This is a genomic window from Bartonella sp. AC158YNML, from assembly GCF_042196725.1.
Lineage (GTDB): Bacteria > Pseudomonadota > Alphaproteobacteria > Rhizobiales > Rhizobiaceae > Bartonella.
Genome location: NZ_JBHIQU010000013.1, coordinates 1 through 17,987 on the forward strand (window position 1 = coordinate 1; position 17,987 = coordinate 17,987).

General features: G+C 38.6%; 14 protein-coding genes and 1 pseudogene. 12 read left to right on the forward strand and 3 right to left on the reverse strand.

Annotated elements, in window-relative coordinates:
* The first annotated feature begins 434 nt into the window (after positions 1 to 434).
* The 10 genes and pseudogenes from bafA to ACFIM1_RS07275 all read left to right on the forward strand — a co-directional run bounded on the left by bafA (position 435) and on the right by ACFIM1_RS07275 (position 11,435).
* Positions 435 to 2,999: a BafA family autotransporter gene (gene bafA / locus ACFIM1_RS07230; RefSeq protein ID WP_375609603.1), complete on the forward strand. Its 2,565-nt coding sequence runs from the start codon at positions 435 to 437 to the stop codon at positions 2,997 to 2,999.
* A gap of 354 nt (positions 3,000 to 3,353) precedes the next feature.
* Positions 3,354 to 3,564: pseudogene (locus tag ACFIM1_RS07235) on the forward strand (Arm DNA-binding domain-containing protein); the annotation flags it as partial.
* 100 nt (positions 3,565 to 3,664) lie between these two features.
* Positions 3,665 to 3,784: a hypothetical protein gene (locus tag ACFIM1_RS07240; protein WP_375609604.1), complete on the forward strand. Its 120-nt coding sequence runs from the start codon at positions 3,665 to 3,667 to the stop codon at positions 3,782 to 3,784.
* Between the two features lie 243 nt (positions 3,785 to 4,027).
* A complete protein-coding gene (locus tag ACFIM1_RS07245) occupies positions 4,028 to 4,339 on the forward strand; it encodes a septum formation initiator family protein (RefSeq protein WP_012754998.1) in 312 nt (103 codons plus the stop codon).
* Between the two features lie 136 nt (positions 4,340 to 4,475).
* Positions 4,476 to 5,516 carry a pyruvate dehydrogenase (acetyl-transferring) E1 component subunit alpha gene (pdhA, locus tag ACFIM1_RS07250; protein WP_375609605.1) on the forward strand — a complete coding sequence of 347 codons (1,041 nt, stop codon included), beginning with the start codon at positions 4,476 to 4,478 and terminating at the stop codon, positions 5,514 to 5,516.
* A 16-nt stretch (positions 5,517 to 5,532) separates the two neighbouring features.
* The gene (locus tag ACFIM1_RS07255; protein WP_375609606.1) at positions 5,533 to 6,924 is read left to right on the forward strand and encodes a pyruvate dehydrogenase complex E1 component subunit beta; all 1,392 of its coding nucleotides are present in this window, start codon (positions 5,533 to 5,535) and stop codon (positions 6,922 to 6,924) included.
* On the forward strand, positions 6,914 to 8,257 hold the full coding sequence (locus tag ACFIM1_RS07260; RefSeq protein WP_375609607.1) for a pyruvate dehydrogenase complex dihydrolipoamide acetyltransferase: 1,344 nt from the start codon (positions 6,914 to 6,916) through the stop codon (positions 8,255 to 8,257). The genes ACFIM1_RS07255 and ACFIM1_RS07260 overlap by 11 nt, the downstream gene beginning before the upstream one ends.
* A gap of 223 nt (positions 8,258 to 8,480) precedes the next feature.
* Positions 8,481 to 9,941: a dihydrolipoyl dehydrogenase gene (gene lpdA, locus ACFIM1_RS07265; RefSeq protein WP_375607663.1), complete on the forward strand. Its 1,461-nt coding sequence runs from the start codon at positions 8,481 to 8,483 to the stop codon at positions 9,939 to 9,941.
* A gap of 67 nt (positions 9,942 to 10,008) precedes the next feature.
* Positions 10,009 to 10,971, forward strand: coding sequence for a lipoyl synthase (gene lipA, locus ACFIM1_RS07270; RefSeq protein WP_375609608.1), 963 nt, complete (start codon positions 10,009 to 10,011; stop codon positions 10,969 to 10,971).
* 2 nt (positions 10,972 to 10,973) lie between these two features.
* The gene (locus ACFIM1_RS07275; RefSeq protein ID WP_375607661.1) at positions 10,974 to 11,435 is read left to right on the forward strand and encodes a type II toxin-antitoxin system RatA family toxin; all 462 of its coding nucleotides are present in this window, start codon (positions 10,974 to 10,976) and stop codon (positions 11,433 to 11,435) included.
* 601 nt (positions 11,436 to 12,036) lie between these two features.
* Here the strand turns inward: ACFIM1_RS07275 and ACFIM1_RS07280 are convergent.
* From ACFIM1_RS07280 to rirA, 3 genes are read right to left on the reverse strand one after another with little or no spacing between them, the layout of a single operon-like run.
* Positions 12,037 to 12,525, reverse strand: coding sequence for a CinA family protein (locus ACFIM1_RS07280; protein ID WP_375609609.1), 489 nt, complete (start codon positions 12,523 to 12,525; stop codon positions 12,037 to 12,039).
* Entirely contained in the window at positions 12,522 to 13,712 is a 1,191-nt protein-coding gene (locus ACFIM1_RS07285) for a bifunctional 2-C-methyl-D-erythritol 4-phosphate cytidylyltransferase/2-C-methyl-D-erythritol 2,4-cyclodiphosphate synthase (RefSeq protein ID WP_375609617.1), read from the reverse strand. The genes ACFIM1_RS07280 and ACFIM1_RS07285 overlap by 4 nt, the downstream gene beginning before the upstream one ends.
* Before the next feature lie 27 nt (positions 13,713 to 13,739).
* Entirely contained in the window at positions 13,740 to 14,183 is a 444-nt protein-coding gene (gene rirA / locus ACFIM1_RS07290) for an iron-responsive transcriptional regulator RirA (protein WP_375609610.1), read from the reverse strand.
* 177 nt (positions 14,184 to 14,360) lie between these two features.
* Between rirA and ACFIM1_RS07295 the strand changes: the two genes are divergently transcribed.
* Entirely contained in the window at positions 14,361 to 16,625 is a 2,265-nt protein-coding gene (locus ACFIM1_RS07295; protein WP_375609618.1) for an ATP-binding protein, read from the forward strand.
* Between the two features lies 1 nt (position 16,626).
* Positions 16,627 to 17,985 carry a sigma-54-dependent transcriptional regulator gene (locus ACFIM1_RS07300; protein ID WP_375609611.1) on the forward strand — a complete coding sequence of 453 codons (1,359 nt, stop codon included), beginning with the start codon at positions 16,627 to 16,629 and terminating at the stop codon, positions 17,983 to 17,985.
* The last annotated feature ends 2 nt before the right edge of the window (positions 17,986 to 17,987 follow it).

Sequence of the window (17,987 nt, forward strand, 5' to 3'; positions counted from 1 at the left end):
GAGGCCCATTATGTTAAAGGACGTAAAACAAAACAGTCCCTTCAGGGTATTTTAGGTGTACGCTATAGTTTTTAATTATATGGTTATTTTTTAGTTACCTTTAAATGTATGATTGTTTAAAGGTCTTTAATAAAGGTTCAGAGAACAATTTTTCAGAGCATGCAGTTTCGCTTGTCATGATAAGCTGTATACCCTTATATACTTTATTATGCATTACTTTTTTCTTTGATAAGAAAACTCCGAGAAAATGCTAAAGAAGCACTATAAAAACGCTCTTATATTCGTGATCAAAAAAGTATTTAAAAAACTGTAAAGAACAATTTTTTATGAGATAAAGAGAATTTTTAAAAAGGATTGTTTACAATCTAAGGTTGAAAATATGTTTTGTAGAGCTAATTACGTTTGGTGTCTATGCAGACGTGAAGGGGGAGGATATGGCGATACAATATAAATGGAAACGAAATTTTTGGATACTCATGTTGAGCAGCTGTTTTGTGCATGCTGCTTCTGCAAATGAGGGGGGGGCACCGCTTTTTTGTCAATCTTCAAGTTATGAAAATGACAAAGTATTTCACAATCAATACAATGAGGATATGAAATCAGCAAGATGCATCCTTGGAGCCTCTCATGATGTCATGGTAAGAACGCGCAATGAATTAGACTTTTTAAAAAAGCCTAGTGATTTTATTATGGATAAGGGTTCTAGAGTATTCATGAGTCAACAGGCGCTTGACAGCAATTATCGTGACAATATTGGATATAATACACAAGAACAAAATACTGCGTTTCTTAAAAAACCTGAACTTATCTCCATTAAAGATGGGGCACTGCTAGAAAATTATATCCTTGATAATGAAGGTAAAGCATACATCTCAAATGATGGTGAGATTGATAGTCCTGGGCGATCCATTAATAATACAGTAAAGAATGGTGCAGAGCTTTATGTGTATGCAGGAGGTCTCAGTGAGAATAGTAAAATTGAACATGGTGGAATTGAAAATGTTGAGGCTTTAAAGAGAAAACAAGGACTTTCGAAAAATGCTGTTGTTAAAGAAGGCGGACAACAAAGTGTTGGAAATGGAGGAAAAGTAGAGGGGACTAAAATTTATGGTGGTGAGCAACTGGTTTTTGGGGAAGGGGATGTTGGAGAAGAGGTTAAAGGGAGTAGTGCTTCTCATACCGTAATTTATGGTCAAGATGAAACACTAGGCCAACAAAAAGTATATGATGGGGGAAAAGTTTGGAATACGAAAGTTATGCGAGGGGGCGTACAAGAGATTGGAAAAAAATCTCAAAGTGCAAAAAATAATGGTTTTGCGTTTGATACAGAGGTTTTTGGTGGTGGTAAACAGCGTATCTTAAAAGGTGGTCAGGCCATTGGAGTTACTTTAAATGAGAACGCTATTCAGGAAATAGATACTGATGGATCTGTAAAAAATCTAACAATGAATGATGAAACAAAATCATGGGTGCATGCTGGAGCGACATTAGAAGGCAAAATACAGGTAAATCATTCTGGGCAACTTCATCTTTATGCTGGGAATGATCAACATCGCACTACAGTAGAAGATATTATTTTGAATGGAAAAGATACAAAACTGTACTCTATTACTAATGAGTTTGATGGAAAAAGTTCTTTGATACAAAAATTAAGTGGTGAGGGGAGTGTTATTTTTGCATTTACTGGTTCCGATCCATATTATTCTCAGCTGCATGTGAATAATCTTTCAGGCAGTTTACATTTTGCATTCAATACTACGATTGCTCATAATCGTGGTGATTATCTCTTGGTTGAGAAAGGGGCTGGAAATCATACGATAAGTGTTGCTGATTCTGGCGTTGAAATCACGGATCCTTTTTCAAATAAACGTGATTTAATTACGGATCAAAGTGGTGGAGCGAATTTTACGCTGACAGATCTTAAGGGTGAAAAAATTAACGCCATTGATGGTGGAACTTATATGTATGGATTGAAAGAAAGAAAGGATGAAAATGGAAAAGTGTGGTTTTTATCGGCAGACCGTCTCAGTGGGCCAGAAAACTCTATTCCAGATCCAACAAATCCTTTTTTCCCTGGTGAAACATCAACGACTCCCTCTACAGATGCAGTGTTAACGTTGTCCGTAGTTCCTGGACTTATTTTTAACAATGAGTTGCAAATTATACGGAATGGTAGAAAAATTTGGGACAGAAATAAGAAAGATATCGAATTATGGACTTATGCAATTAAGAGTAGAGAACGCATTGCGACAGGCCATACACACTTTAAACTTGGGCAGACAGGTTTAGTCTTTGGTGCTGATCAGTTGAGTGAATTAAGGCATGGAGAGTTGTATGTTGGTGGTTTTGGGAGTTATGATCAAGCACGTGTTTCTCATGCACGAGGTGGTGACAGTAGTTTGAGCTCTTACAGCATTGGAACTTACGCAACTTATTTTGATCATCGTGGATGGTATATGGATAGTGTTTTGAAATATAATTATTACCAGGATGATTTGAAAGCCATCTCAACGAATAGCTTAGTGATTCAAAGTCATTACAATCAGTGGGCGATAGGTGGATCATTTGAGATTGGTTGTTATTTTGAACCGGCACAGAATACTTGGATGCAGCCTTATATCAAGCTAACAGGTTTGCAGGTTGAAGGTAAAAAAATAAAACTTTCCAATGGAATGATTGGGGATCTAAGCCCATCAACTTCATTCCGCAGTGAAGTTGGATTGACTGCAGGACATGAATTTTTTGTGAATTCAGAAACTTCATTAACAGCTTACATTATGGCAGCTTGGTTGCGTGAGAATATAGATAATAATTATACGACAATTAATAACCAGCATAAATTTATCACGGACTTATCAGGCAGTGCGGGTAAATTGGGAATTGGTTTAAACGGTTCGGTCAATGATAAACTAACACTTTATGCGGAAACATACTATCTAAAAGGACACAAGATTAAGAATGCTCTTCAAGGTATTTTGGGGTTACGCTATAGTTTCTAGATATGTGTGTACACGGCTGATTAACTTTATAAATGTCATTGTTTTGTAAGCTTAAACAGATAACGCTAGCTCTGTCTTCTCGAGAGTATAGAGATCTTACTCAAAGAGTAAGGGTGCTTTTATACTCTCTTTTAAGATAAGGTATTAATTTATAAAGAGTGTTCATTGTTTTGCATGTTGAATGAGAGTTCCAAATATCGTAAGATTCTCTTATTTCAAATCTGCTCCATGTTAAATTAATCAAAACCATTTTCTTACACGTCACAAGCGGGGAAGCTTGCGTGGATAAAAATTGTACAAGAGAGAATTAAATGTACCTCTTATAAATTGCTTCAAGTATAAAAGAGTGTTGCGTTGCAGCATTTTAGAGCTAGAAAAGTGCGTGATGGTGCTGGTTTGCTTCGCCATAAGCGTAAAGATGATGATGCTCATGGATTTACCATTATACTATTCATGGTCAACGTTAGGAAATGGGCTTGGGGCTTTGAGAGATGTCTCTTTAAAACAAGCCCGTGGAACTGCAACGCAATGGCGCTCTGTTTTACGTGAAGGGTGTACCCCATTAAATCTGTTTTCCCTATCTTGTCAGCATGGCCGTCACAACAATCAAAAGTGTTGTTAGCGATCGTTTGCTTGTGTTTTGGTCATTGGGGATTCATCGTTTTATGGTTGGTAAAGTTGGAACTGGCATTGCAATGCTTCTTATAAATATACTAAGTAATCAGTCTACCATTTACTTTTTGGTTAGGGATTATTTTTATAATTACACCTTGGGTATTGATTGATTTTATAGTTATTTTAACAGGAAATTTTAAAGACAAAGATGGGTGTAAAATCACAAGTTAGTGGGACATCCAATATTTGTAATACAAAAAGTGGGACATTCAGCTTACTTTGATTGTCTTGAGGAGGGATAAATTGAAATAACAAATTATTTTGGTGTATATTTGGTAATGAGGTATTAATCAAAATCATGCATAGTTGGGCAAAATATTAAGAAATTTGTGCTATAAAGACTGTGCTATTTTATGTGGACAAAGCAGAAACGTCGATCAATCAAAGTACGCTTTGTACTACCTCTTATGACGGTGGGAGTCTTAAGCTATTTCAGTTATCACATTTATCATGGTGAGTATGGATTGTATTCACGCAGTGAAGTTAATCAGCATATTAGTGAATTAGAAAAGGAGCTTCATAAAATAGAAGCTGAGCGGATATTCATGGAAAAGCGTATTTCTCTTTTACGCAACGGGCATATAGAAAAAGATATGTTGGATGAGTATGTCCGAAAGAATTTGAACTTCTCTAAGCCAAATGAACTGACAATCTTAATACCTTGAAATTGATACTAAAGGTAAATGAAAAATCGCTTAATTTAAACAACAATCAGCAATGATATTGTTTAAGCCGCTTGATAAGGCTTGTAACTTTTGTTCGTAAAGGTTATTCCTAAATAATCATAAAAGGGAGTTTAATATGGCAGAACGACTTAAAAAAAATTCTGCGTTGGCGGCGCGCACTGCATTATCAAGCACCACAAAGAAAGCACCAATAGCAGATTTTACAAAAGAGGAAGAAATTGTTGCCTATCGTGAAATGCTTTTAATTCGCCGTTTTGAAGAAAAAGCAGGACAACTTTATGGTATGGGGCTTATTGGGGGATTTTGTCACCTTTATATTGGGCAAGAAGCCGTTGTTGTTGGAACATTGAAAGCGGCAAAAGAAGGTGATCAGGTTATTACGTCTTACCGTGATCATGGACATATGTTAGCGGTTGGGATGAGTCCGCGTGGTGTTATGGCAGAATTAACGGGGCGCCAAGGGGGCTTTTCCAAAGGAAAAGGTGGCTCGATGCATATGTTCTCTAAAGAAAAAAACTTTTATGGGGGACATGGTATTGTTGGGGCGCAGGTTCCCATTGGTTCAGGCTTGGCATTTTCGAATCAATATCTTGGTAAAGATAATGTGACATTGGTTTATTTTGGTGATGGTGCTGCAAATCAGGGGCAGGTTTACGAGAGTTTTAATATGGCTTCACTTTGGAAGCTGCCTGTTGTTTATATTATTGAAAACAATCAGTATGCTATGGGAACGTCCGTTTCACGTGCATCTGCAGAAACTGATTTTTCCCGTCGTGGTCTTTCTTTTGAAATTCCAGGTATTGTTGTTGACGGTATGGATGTTCGATCAGTAAAAGGAGCTGCTGATGAAGCAATTTCTTGGGCACGTTCGGGTAAAGGGCCAATCATTCTTGATATGCAAACCTATCGCTATCGTGGTCATTCCATGTCTGACCCAGCGAAATATCGTTCAAAGGAAGAAGTTCAAAAAGTAAAAGAGGAACATGATCCGATTGATCAAGTAAAAAGTCGGATTCTTAAAAAAAATTGGGCGAGCGAGGACGATTTAAAATCTATTGAGAAAGAGGTCCGTGCAATTGTTGCTGATGCGGCAGATTTTGCACAAAGTGATCAAGAGCCAGATGCTTCTGAGCTCTATACTGATATTTTAGTTTGATGCGAGGGAAGCAAGTATGTCTATTGATATTTTGATGCCGGCGCTTTCACCCACCATGGAAGAAGGTAAACTGTCTAAATGGCTTAAGAAAGAAGGCGATAAGGTTAGCGCTGGCGATGTTATTGCTGAAATTGAGACAGATAAGGCTACAATGGAAGTAGAGGCCGTTGATGAAGGTTCTCTTGGTAAAATTTTTGTTTCTGAAGGGTCTGAAGGTGTAAAGGTTAACACTGTTATTGCGGTTTTGTTAGAAGAAGGTGAGCGTGCTGAGGATATTTCGCAACCTACTGATACAGCACAAAAAACTAAGGAATCTTCTCTTTCTCTGCCTTTGTCAGTTCCGCAGGCTGCTCCTACTTTTGATACATCTCTTAATTTTGATATTCCAGCGGGAACACAAATGGTTACAATGACAGTTCGTGAAGCGCTTAATCAGGCTTTGGCTGAAGAAATGCGGCGTGATGAAACAGTTTTTCTTATGGGGGAAGAAGTTGCGCAATATCAAGGTGCCTATAAGGTTAGTCAAGGTTTGTTGGAAGAATTCGGAGAACGCCGAGTTATTGATACCCCAATTACAGAGCACGGCTTTGCTGGGCTGGCTGTCGGGGCTGCTTTTGGTGGGTTACGTCCTATTGTCGAGTTTATGACCTTTAATTTTGCGATGCAGGCGATGGACCAAATTATTAACTCAGCAGCCAAGACACGTTATATGTCTGGTGGACAAATGACCGCTCCTATGGTTTTCCGAGGTCCCAATGGTGCGGCTGCCCGTGTTGGTGCTCAACATTCTCAATGTTATGCAGCATGGTATAGTCATATACCAGGTCTGAAAGTTGTTATGCCTTATAGCGCTGCAGATGCAAAAGGTTTGCTGAAAGCAGCTATTCGTGATGATAATCCTGTTATTTTCCTTGAAAATGAGATTTTGTACGGGCATCAATTTGATGTTCCTCAACTGGATGATTTTCTTTTGCCTATTGGTAAGGCACGTATTCATAAGTCTGGACAAGATGTGACGATTGTTGCATGTGGAATTGGGATGCATTATGCAGTTCAAGCATTACCAGAAATTGAAAAACTTGGTATTGATGTTGAATTGATTGATTTACGAACCATTCGCCCGATGGATCTTCCAACAATTCTTTCTTCAGTTAAAAAAACAGGTCGTTTGATCACAATTGAAGAGGGATTTCCTCAGTCATCTGTGGGAACTGAAATTGCAACGCGTGTTATGCAGCAGGCTTTTGATTATCTTGATGCGCCAATTGCTACGATTTCTGGCAAAGATGTTCCGATGCCTTATGCCGCTAATCTTGAGAAATTGGCTTTGCCTAATACGGCTGAAATTATTGAGGCTGTTAAGGCTGTAACGTACAGAGCAAACGGAGGAAAGCACGATGCCCATTAAAATTACAATGCCAGCGCTTTCCCCTACAATGGAAGAGGGAAATTTAACAAAATGGAATATTAAGGAGGGAGATAAGGTTTCCTCTGGTGATGTTATTGCTGAAATTGAGACGGATAAAGCGACGATGGAAGTCGAAGCTGTTGATGAAGGTAGGGTTGCTAAAATTATCGTTCCTGCTGGAACACAAGGCGTTAAAGTGAATGCTTTAATTGTTGTTTTAGCAGAAGAAGGTGAAGATTTAGCTGAAGCTGCAAAAGTTGCAGAAGAAATCTCTTCTTCTACAAGACAAGAACCAAAGGGCATCAAACAGATAGATTCTCCGAAGCGGACGGACTCCAAGGATACAAAAATATCTCATGAATCATCAACTGGACAATTAATACAGCAAGATAAAAAGAGCCCTCGTCTTTTTTCCTCTCCCTTAGCGCGGCGATTAGCATCTCAGGCAGGTCTTGACTTATCCCTTATTTCTGGGAGTGGTCCGCATGGGCGTATTATTAAGCGTGATGTAGAAAAAGTTATGAGCGGTGATATTTCTAAGACTTCTTATTTGTTACAGACAGGAGAGCCAGTAGCCGCAGGTGCTTCTGAGAAACAGATATTGAAACTCTTCAAAGAGGATGAATATGTTTTCACACCCCATAATAATATGCGTAAAACAATCGCTACACGTTTGGTGGAATCAAAACAGAAGGTCCCACATTTCTATGTAACGGTAGATTGTGAACTTGATGCGCTATTAACGCTGCGTACACAATTGAATGCAGCTGCACCAATGGTTAAGATGCAAGAAGAAGCTAAGCCTACTTATAAGATTTCTGTTAATGATATGGTGATCAAAGCTGTCGCACTTTCTTTGAAAGCGGTTCCTGATGCGAATGTCTCTTGGCTTGAAGGTGGAATGCTTCATCATAAACATTGTGATGTTGGGGTTGCTGTTTCTATTCCCAATGGATTAATTACGCCGATTATTCGCCATGCAGAGGAAAAGCCGTTATCGCTTATTTCCAAAGAGATGAAGGATTTTGCAAAGCGTGCGCGTGAGGGCAAGTTAAAAATGGAAGAATATCAGGGTGGAACAACAGCTGTATCCAATATGGGGATGTATGGTGTGAAAAGTTTTTCTGCTATTCTTAATCCACCGCATGCGACAATTTTTGCGATTGGTGCAGGGGAGCAACGTGCTGTTGTTAAAAATGGTGCATTAGCTATTGCGACAGTTATGTCAGTTACAATTTCTGCGGACCATCGTGCTGTCGATGGTGTTTTAGCAGCAGAGCTTGCGCGGACTTTTAAGAAGATGATTGAAAATCCATTAGCAATGTTGGTTTGAACTGTTTAACAGTTCTTCACGTAAATTGTGAGAGAGTGTAGTTAAGAGAATAAAAACAAATTTAAAGAGTTTGAAGAGCAGAGGTATTGCTGTTTCTAGTTTGGGTAAAGCATTTATAGAAAGCTTAGAATATAAAGACACAAGATAATTCTGTTATGTTCATTTTCAGTCTTAAGTTCAAAAAATGCATATCCATTTTATATATATCCATGGAGGAATTACTGTGGCAAATCTTTATGATGTAATTGTGATTGGATCAGGTCCAGGCGGATATGTAACCGCAATTCGTGCAGCGCAATGTGGCTTTAAGACTGCGATTGTTGAACGTGAACATTTGGGAGGGATTTGTTTAAATTGGGGATGTATTCCAACAAAGGCTCTTTTACGTTCAGCAGAAATGAAACATTTTGCTGAACATGCAAAAGATTATGGACTAAAAATTAATGGTTCAATTGAGGCAAACATCAAAAATGTTGTGGCACGTTCACGCGGTGTTTCAGCACGTTTAAATGCTGGTGTTGCTTTTTTAATGAAAAAAAATAAAATTGATATTATCTGGGGTGAAGCAAAGCTTACTAAAGAAGCAAAGGGAAGCCAGCCTGCGGAAATTATGGTTTCTTCATCTTCCAAACCGGTTATGCAACCACAAAATCCAGTCCCTAAAGGGACTTTGGGAGAGGGAATTTACCAAGCAAAGCATATCATTATTGCAACGGGTGCACGTCCTCGTGTCCTTCCTGGTATTGAGCCAGATGGAAATCTCATTTGGACTTATTTTGAAGCTATGATACCGCCAGAAATGCCAAAATCGCTTTTGGTCATAGGGTCTGGGGCTATAGGCATTGAATTTGCCTCTTTTTATCATGATATGGGGGCGACAGTCACTGTTGTTGAAATAATGCCCCACATTATGCCTGCTGAAGATATTGAAATTTCAACATTTGTTTGTAAACAATTAGAGAAAAAAGGTTTACGTGTTCTTCGTCAAGCAAAAGTAACAAGGGTTGAAAAGTCTTCCGATTCTGTAACTGTACATATTGATATTCAAGGTAAAAAAGAGACAATGACTGTTGATCGATTGATTTCTGCTGTTGGGGTGCAGGGTAATATTGAGAATCTTGGATTAGAAGCTTTGGGAATAAAAACCGATCGTGGGTGTATTGTAACTGATGAATGGAGTTGGACAGGAGTTGCGGGTATTTATGCTATCGGTGATGTGGCAGGCCCTCCTATGTTAGCCCATAAAGCAGAAGAAGAAGGCGTAATATGTATTGAACATCTTGCTGGTTTAAAGAATGTTCATCCGCTTGATAAGAAAAAAATTCCAGGATGCACCTATTGCACACCGCAAGTTGCTTCTGTAGGGCTTTCAGAAGCAACAGCAAAAGAAGCAGGGTATGATATACGTATTGGTCGTTATTCTTTTTCCGCGAATGGCAAAGCGATTGCTCTGGGTGAAGATCAAGGGTTAGTAAAAACAATTTTTGATAAAAAAACAGGACAGCTTCTTGGAGCCCATATGGTAGGAGCTGAGGTAACAGAACTAATACAGGGGTTTGTCATTGCCATGAATCTTGAAACAACAGAGGAAGAATTAATGCATACTGTTTTTCCACATCCGACTTTATCGGAAATGATGAAAGAAAGTGTATTGGATGCTTATGATCAAGTTTTAAACGCTTGATGATTAGATTGTATGAAAGATCTTAAATTTTTTATTGCTCCTTCGTATTTATAAGGCAAAGGCTTAAATGGTTACGGTTGTTGATAGAGTTACGAATAGGCGTTTGCGCCATCCTGAAAAGGCGCATCGTCCGGATACAAGCGTTCAAAAAAAGCCGGATTGGATTCGTGTAAAAGCGCCAACATCACCAATTTATAAGGAAACACATGGTATTGTACGTACGCATAAGTTAGTGACTGTATGTGAAGAAGCAGGTTGCCCTAATATTGGCGAATGTTGGAGCCAGCGGCATGCCAGCTTTATGATTTTAGGTGAGATATGTACGCGTGCTTGTGCTTTTTGTAACGTTGCAACAGGGATTCCGCTTGCCGTTGATCATAATGAGCCAGAACGTGTAGCTGATGCTGTTGCACAGATGGCACTAAAACATGTTGTCATTACATCTGTTGATCGTGATGATCTTGCTGATGGTGGCGCTGAGCATTTTGCAAAAGTTATTTATGCGATTCGTCAAAAAGCTCGTAAAACGACAATTGAAGTTCTTACACCTGATTTTCGTCATAAGGATGGTGCTTTAGAAATCGTTGTTGCTGCTAAGCCTGATGTTTTTAACCATAACTTAGAAACAGTTCCTTCTAAATATTTAAAGGTTCGTCCAGGAGCACGTTATTTTCATTCAGTTCGACTCTTACAACGCGTTAAAGAACTTGATCCAACAATCTTTACGAAATCAGGTATTATGGTTGGCCTTGGGGAGGAACGAAATGAAGTTCTACAATTGATGGATGATTTGCGCTCTGCTGATGTTGACTTTATGACAATTGGACAATATTTGCAGCCTACGCGAAAACATCATCCAGTTATTCGTTTTGTCCCTCCTGAAGAATTTGAGTCTTTTGCTAAAATTGGCAAAGTAAAAGGTTTTTTGCATATGGCTTCCAATCCTCTGACGCGTTCATCTCATCATGCAGGAGATGATTTTGCTATTTTGCAAAAAGCGCGTGATGAAAAATTTGCCTTACAGAGATAATTATGCCAACTTTTTCAACACATCGGCAAGTTGCCCATAGTGCTCATGAGATGTTTGATCTTGTGTCAGATATTGAACGTTATCCTGAGTTTTTACCAATGTGTGAGGCTTTAATAATACGTTCTCGCAAGGAATGTGACGAAAAGACATTGCTTCTTGCGGATATGACAGTTGGTTATAAAGTTATTCGAGAAACTTTTACGACCCAGGTTTTTCTTCAGCCGAAGAAAAGTTTGATAGAGGTTAACTATATTGATGGTCCATTTAAATATCTTGAAAATCGTTGGGTCTTTCATAATATTGAAAATACCAATGCATGTAATGTAGAGTTTTTTATTGATTATGAATTTAAAAGTAAAATGCTGGGACGCGTGATGGGTTCAATGTTTGATATTGCGTTTCGTAAATTTACCGATGCCTTTGAAAAACGTGCACATCAGATTTATGGCTCGACAATAGCATAATTTACTCTGTTATTTTTTAACAATACACATTGTTTATAAAAGTGTAAAGATGAAAACTGATTTTCATCTTTACGATTTATTTTTAATGCAGCTTTCAAAACATACTAAAGGAATATCACTTTAAATGATGAAGATGATGCACAGCTTCACGCTTTTGTTTCTCTCTTTTTTAATGGATGCACATTTGTTAAACAAAACGCCCAAATAGAGCATGCTTGCATCATATCCATTTCATAATAGTGCTCATAATAAATAGGATAGATTCTCGTAAAAGTATATAAAATCTACATTTGTACACTTATGAAGAAGTCAGTCTGCACCATTTATTTGCCATCTCTCAAGATGTTATGCCAGCTCTTAGCATCTGAGAGAGAGGTACAAGTGTCCCTTTCTTTGATCATTTTATTTATACAGTTTTTTCTCTTGTGGCGTGCAAGTGAATAAATTTGATTAATTCAATCTACACAGGACTAAAGTGAGATAACTTTACGCTATTCAGATCTTCTATTTTCAACTTATGATACAATAAATTATTTTTTCAAGAGGTTGATGATTATAGACTCAACGTGGAATAGAGAGTTTTAAAATTAGTGGGGAGAATTCAGTGAAGCAATTCCAGAATCATTTTAAAAGCATTTTCAACTGTTGCATGGCGGATAGCATTGCGATTAAGATGACCAAAGTGCATTTCTTTGTGTAGGAAGGAGTGATTTTTGTAAGCAACTGCGCAATGCACAAGTCCTATAGGTTTATTGAGACTTGCGCCTCCTGGTCCTGCAACGCCTGTTACAGAAACTGCAATATCAGCTTGTGAATGTTTTAATCCGCCTTCAGCCATTGCAAGAGCAACTTCTTTTGAAACGGCACCATAGGTTTTTATAAGTTTAGCACATACGCCAACAAGGCGTGTTTTGGATTCATTTGAATAAACAACAAATCCACAATCCAGAACATCTGACGATCCCGCAATATTTGTGAGGTTTGCAGCAATGAGCCCTCCTGTACAAGACTCTACAGTTGTTAACAGCAAACCTTTTTGGCAACAGGTATTAAGGACTTTACGCGCTTGTTTTTCACAAAAATATGTCATTGGGGAATTTCTCCTGGATAAAGAACGCACGCTGTTGCAAGAGCAGCAATCCCTTCACCACGACCAATAAATCCGAGCTTTTCATTTGTTGTTGCTTTGATAGAGATTCGATCAGGCGTAATTGCAAGTATTGTCATAAGATTTTCTGTCATGGCATGACGATAAGGACCAATTTTAGGATTTTCAGCGATAATTGTGATATCAACATTGGCAATGCGACCACCTGCTTGTTTTAGAATCTCAAGAGCATGACGGAGAAAAATTTCTGATGATACATTTTTCCATTGAAGATCAGAGGGAGGAAAATAAGTACCGATATCTCCTGCACCTTGAGTTGCAAGAAGGGCATCTGTTAATGCATGAAGAGCGACATCCGCATCGGAGTGTCCATTTAATTTTTTATAAAAAGGGATTTTGATACCACATAATATAAGAAAATCTCCTTCTTCAAAAGAATGAACATCATAACCATTACCAGTACGGATATCAGGAAACATTTGCATTTTTTTCTGGAGATATAAATGGGCGGTATCAAAATCTTCATGCCATGTAATTTTTATGTTGTTAGGATCACCTGGAACAGTAAGCATAGGAAGTCCAAACCATTCGGCAATTGCGCAATCATCAGTGAAGTCTTCTTTACAAGCTTTTTTTGCTTGTTGATGGGCAGCTAAGATATTTTTGAAGGGAAAACATTGTGGGGTTTGTGCACTATAAAGATGGGTGCGTGGAATTGTTTCTAAAACATGCTGATTATTTACACGTTTAAGGGTATCCGAGATGGGCAGAACAGGAAGAACACCTTCTTGAGGAGTAACGGTGGTATGAATGTGATCAAGGAGCTCATTTTTGATAAAGGGGCGAGCACCATCATGAATATGAACATATTGTGGATTAAATTTTCTAAGAGCTTGAAGACCATGTAAGGTAGAGATTTGACGTGTATTTCCTCCTTCAACGATAATAAGGCTTTCTTTAAAGTCGGCGACAGCTTGTTCACAGATTTGACGATCTTCTGGATGGATAACGAGAATAATCGTTGTGATGGCTGGATGCTGCAAAAAACAATGCACGGTATGACAAATAATCGGCTTTTGTCCTAGAAGCCGATATTGTTTTGGAATTTTATGGGGAGATCCTGCTCTTTCACCGCGTCCAGCGGCTAATATTATTGCTGCAATAGAAATACTTAATCTCCTTATATTATTATAACCTCAGTTTACTCTTTTATCATTAATTTTAAAATGATTTTGAAAGGGTGATCGTTGTAGATCAGCCAAGGATATCACTGATAATACCTCAAAAAAAGCATTTAATGCTTTTTGAAGTGCGGTATTTAAACCACAAAAATCTATCAATGGGCAAGTTGGTTCTGCAGTATCGAAACATTCTGCTAGGGAAAAGTTATCCTCTGTTACTTTCACAACATCAGCGACTGAAATCTCTGCTGCAGGTTTAGCCAATTTAACACCACCATTGCGTCCACGCACTGTTTGGATAAAACCTGCTTGAACAAGCGGTTGAAGGATTTTAAATAAAAAAAGTTCTGAAACGGCATATGCCTTAGCAATTTCTGGAACACGACTGAGAGTTTCCTGATTATCTGCACAATACATGAGCATCCGAAGAGCATAATTTGTTTGTTTTGTTAATCGCATCTCATTTCCTTTGTAAAGTATCGTCGAACGTATTTTATTTTAAAGATATTTTGCAAAATGCAGAAGTTCTTTCTCATTGACTATATTTGCTCTATTTTAAATGTAGTATTATTATTGTCAATTTTTGTTACAAAAGATTATATGAGGATAATGGGAATAAGGGTATGTAAGCTTATGATGAATGTAACATCTGTGACGAATCTTCAAGACATAGATAAAAATACTTTTAATGATGAGTTGTATCGTTTAAGTAAGATATATATCTTTTTAGGTATTACAATTATTGTGTTGGCTTTACTTACAGCCTCTATTTCGTTCATTATTCTTATTGGCTTAACTCCTGTTGTTCCCAGTAGAACAGTAACCCTTATTCTTATAGGGATTAATAGTTTTTTGGTTTTAGGGCTTGTTATCATCGTTTTTTATGAGATGGTTCCGATCATTCGTGCTTGGCGTTCAAGGCGTGCAGGCTCACGTCTTCATGTGCGCCTTATTTCATTGTTTGCACTTGTTGCAACAATGCCAGCTGTTGCTGTAGCTCTTGTGTCAGGGCCAGCACTGAATTTAGGACTTGATCGATGGTTTGATACAACAACACGGCAAATTGTGGGTTCTTCTATTGATTTAGCAAATGCTTATGCAGATGAAATGCTTCAAAATTTAAAAAATTTATCCTACGCTATGGCATTTGCACTTGATAATAAAAAACTTTTAGAACGTAATCCAGCTGAATATCGGATGCAATTGACGCGTCATGCTATGGGACGCAATTTACGTGGTGCATTTTTGTTAAGTTCTAGTGGAACTATTTTCGTATCGAGTGCTCTTGGTGATGAGGATAAACTGCCAATTCCTCCTTCCAATCTTATTGAGCGTGCAACCAGTGCAAGGCCTTTTTCTTTTCAACCAGGCGTTCATGATTATTTCGGTATTATTTTAAAATTTACCAATATTCCAAACACATTTTTATATTTGGTGCGTGACGTTGATAAAGGTGTTTTATCTGCTTTGCGTTTGACAGAAGTCAATACGGATCGTTATCGTGATTTAAATGAAAATCGCCTTCTGACACAAATTGCATTTGGTATGCTTTATTTATGTCTTTTTTTTAGTTTATTCTTATCAGCTATTTGGGCTGCTATTGCTGTGGCTGATCGCTTAGTACGTCCTATTCGTCTTCTCATTAGTGCTGCTGATGATGTTGCGTCTGGAAATATGGAAATTTTCGTGCCAGTACGAGCAAAAGATGGCGATATTGGGCAATTATCTAAAACTTTTAATTATATGGTTAGTGAATTGAAAAGTCGGCGCAATGAGTTGATTGCAGTGCGTGATCAAATTGATGAGAGAAGGCGTTTTTCTGAAGCTGTGTTATCGGGTGTAACGGCGGGAGTAGCAGGAATAGATGATAATGGTGATATCACCATTATCAATCGGTCTATTGAAGCGATGTTTGATATTCGCTCTGAACATGTTGTTGGACAAAGTCTTTTATCTTTAAGTGCTGAAATTTGGCAGGTTTTTCAGTTTGCGCGTTCATTGGATCGTAAAAATCACCGTGAACAGGTCACTTTAAACGTTGCAGGAAAAGAGCGTGTCTGTAATGTCCAAGTTACGATGGAGGAAGATGATGGACAGGGGCGATCTTGGGTTCTAACAATTGATGATATTACAGACCTTGTTGCAGCGCAACGTACAGCGGCATGGGCGGATATTGCACGGCGTATTGCACACGAAATTAAAAATCCCCTCACACCTATTCAATTATCCGCTGAACGTATTCGTAAACGTTATAACAAAGTTATTACACAAGATAGAGAGGTCTTTGAGCGGTGTATTGATACAATTATTCGACAGGTTGGAGATATTGGGCGTATGGTTGATGAGTTTTCTTCTTTTGCACGTATGCCCAAACCACAAATGAATGTTTTAGATATACGTGAATTGTTGCGTGAAGCGTGCTTCTTGATAGAAGTGACACGACATGATATTCATTTTGAGCAAGACTTAGGAACTCTACCACTTATGGGTGCATTTGATAACCGTCTCATTGTACAGGCTTTTTGCAACGTGATCAAAAACGCGAGCGAATCCATAGATTCGGTTATGCGAGAGGAAAATATTCACGGTCATATTCTTGTCCGTTCTTATCATCAAGAAGAATGGGTGGTTGTGGATGTTGTTGATAACGGGAAAGGACTTCCTAAAGAGCAAAGACAAAAGTTATTAGAACCTTATATAACAACACGGGAGAAAGGGACAGGACTCGGGCTGGCCATTGTGCGCAAAGTTATTGAAGATCACGGTGGTTCCATGGAGCTTCATGATGCACCGGAGAGTTTTTATGAAGGTCGTGGTGCGATGATCCGTTTGATGTTTCCGACGGTTGGGGGTAAGCAGGGTAGTATTATACAAGCTATAAATCATAAGATAGGGGAATAGTATGGTATCAGATATCTTGATTGTTGATGATGAAGCGGATATTCGTGAACTTGTTGCTGGTATTTTGGATGATGAAGGCTATGAAACGCGTGTTGCTTGTAACTCTGATGAAGCATTAGCTCAAATTAGTGAGCGTATTCCAAAGCTCATTTTTTTAGATATTTGGTTACAGGGGAGTCGCCTCGATGGTTTAGCGTTGCTTGATGAAATTAAAACGCACTATCCAGCTCTTCCGGTCGTTATGATCTCTGGTCATGGTAATATTGAGACTGCCGTTTCTGCTATAAAGCGAGGGGCCTATGATTTCATTGAAAAACCTTTTAAAGCTGATAGACTTGTATTGGTTGCAGAGAGAACACTTGAAAACTCAAATTTAAAACGTGAGCTTTTAGAATTGCGAAAACGTTCAAACGAGACATTGGAGCTGCTTGGAAAATCAGCAGTTATAAGAAACTTGCGTCAAATCATAGAAAAAGTAGCGCCAACCAATAGTCGCATCATGATAACAGGTCCTTCAGGAGCGGGAAAAGAGACTGTTGCACGAGCTATTCATGCATTCTCAACACGTTCAAATGGGCCATTTGTTACAATAAATGCAGCAATGATTACTCCGGAAAGAATGGAAATAGAGTTGTTTGGCAGCGAAATGGAGGGAAGAGAGCGCAAGATCGGTGCCTTGGAGGAAGCCCATGGCGGAATACTTTATCTTGATGAAATTGCTGATATGCCACGTGAGACTCAAGGTAAGATTCTTAGGGTGTTAACGGGGCAAACATTTGAGAGAGTTGGCGGTACAAAACGTGTTAAAGTAGATGTTCGTATCATTTCTTCGACAGCGCAAAATCTTGAAAACCTCATTTCTGACGGGCGCTTTAGAGAAGATCTTTTCCACCGTCTTTCCGTTGTTCCCATTACTGTTCCGCCCCTTTCTGCTCGTCGTGAAGATATTCCAGAACTTGTTCATCATTTTGTAAAAACAATATCACAGCAGGTTGGGATTAAGCCACGTGAAATCAGTGATGATGTGATTGCTATTTTGCAAACGCATGCTTGGCCGGGTAATGTAAGACAATTACGTAATAATATTGAGCGTCTTCTTATTCTTGTGCGGGATGGGGATGGTCCTATAACAGCGGATTTTCTTCCCAGTGAAGTGAATGATTCTTTGCCACGTCTTCAAATGGATTCGGATGAGAGTATAATGGATTTACCGTTGCGTGAAGCACGAGAATTGTTTGAAAAGAGATATTTAGTGGCGCAGATTGGACGTTTGGGTGGAAATATATCGCGTACTGCTGAATTTATAGGCATGGAGCGTTCAGCTTTGCACCGTAAACTTAAAGCGCTTGGAGTTTCTTAAAG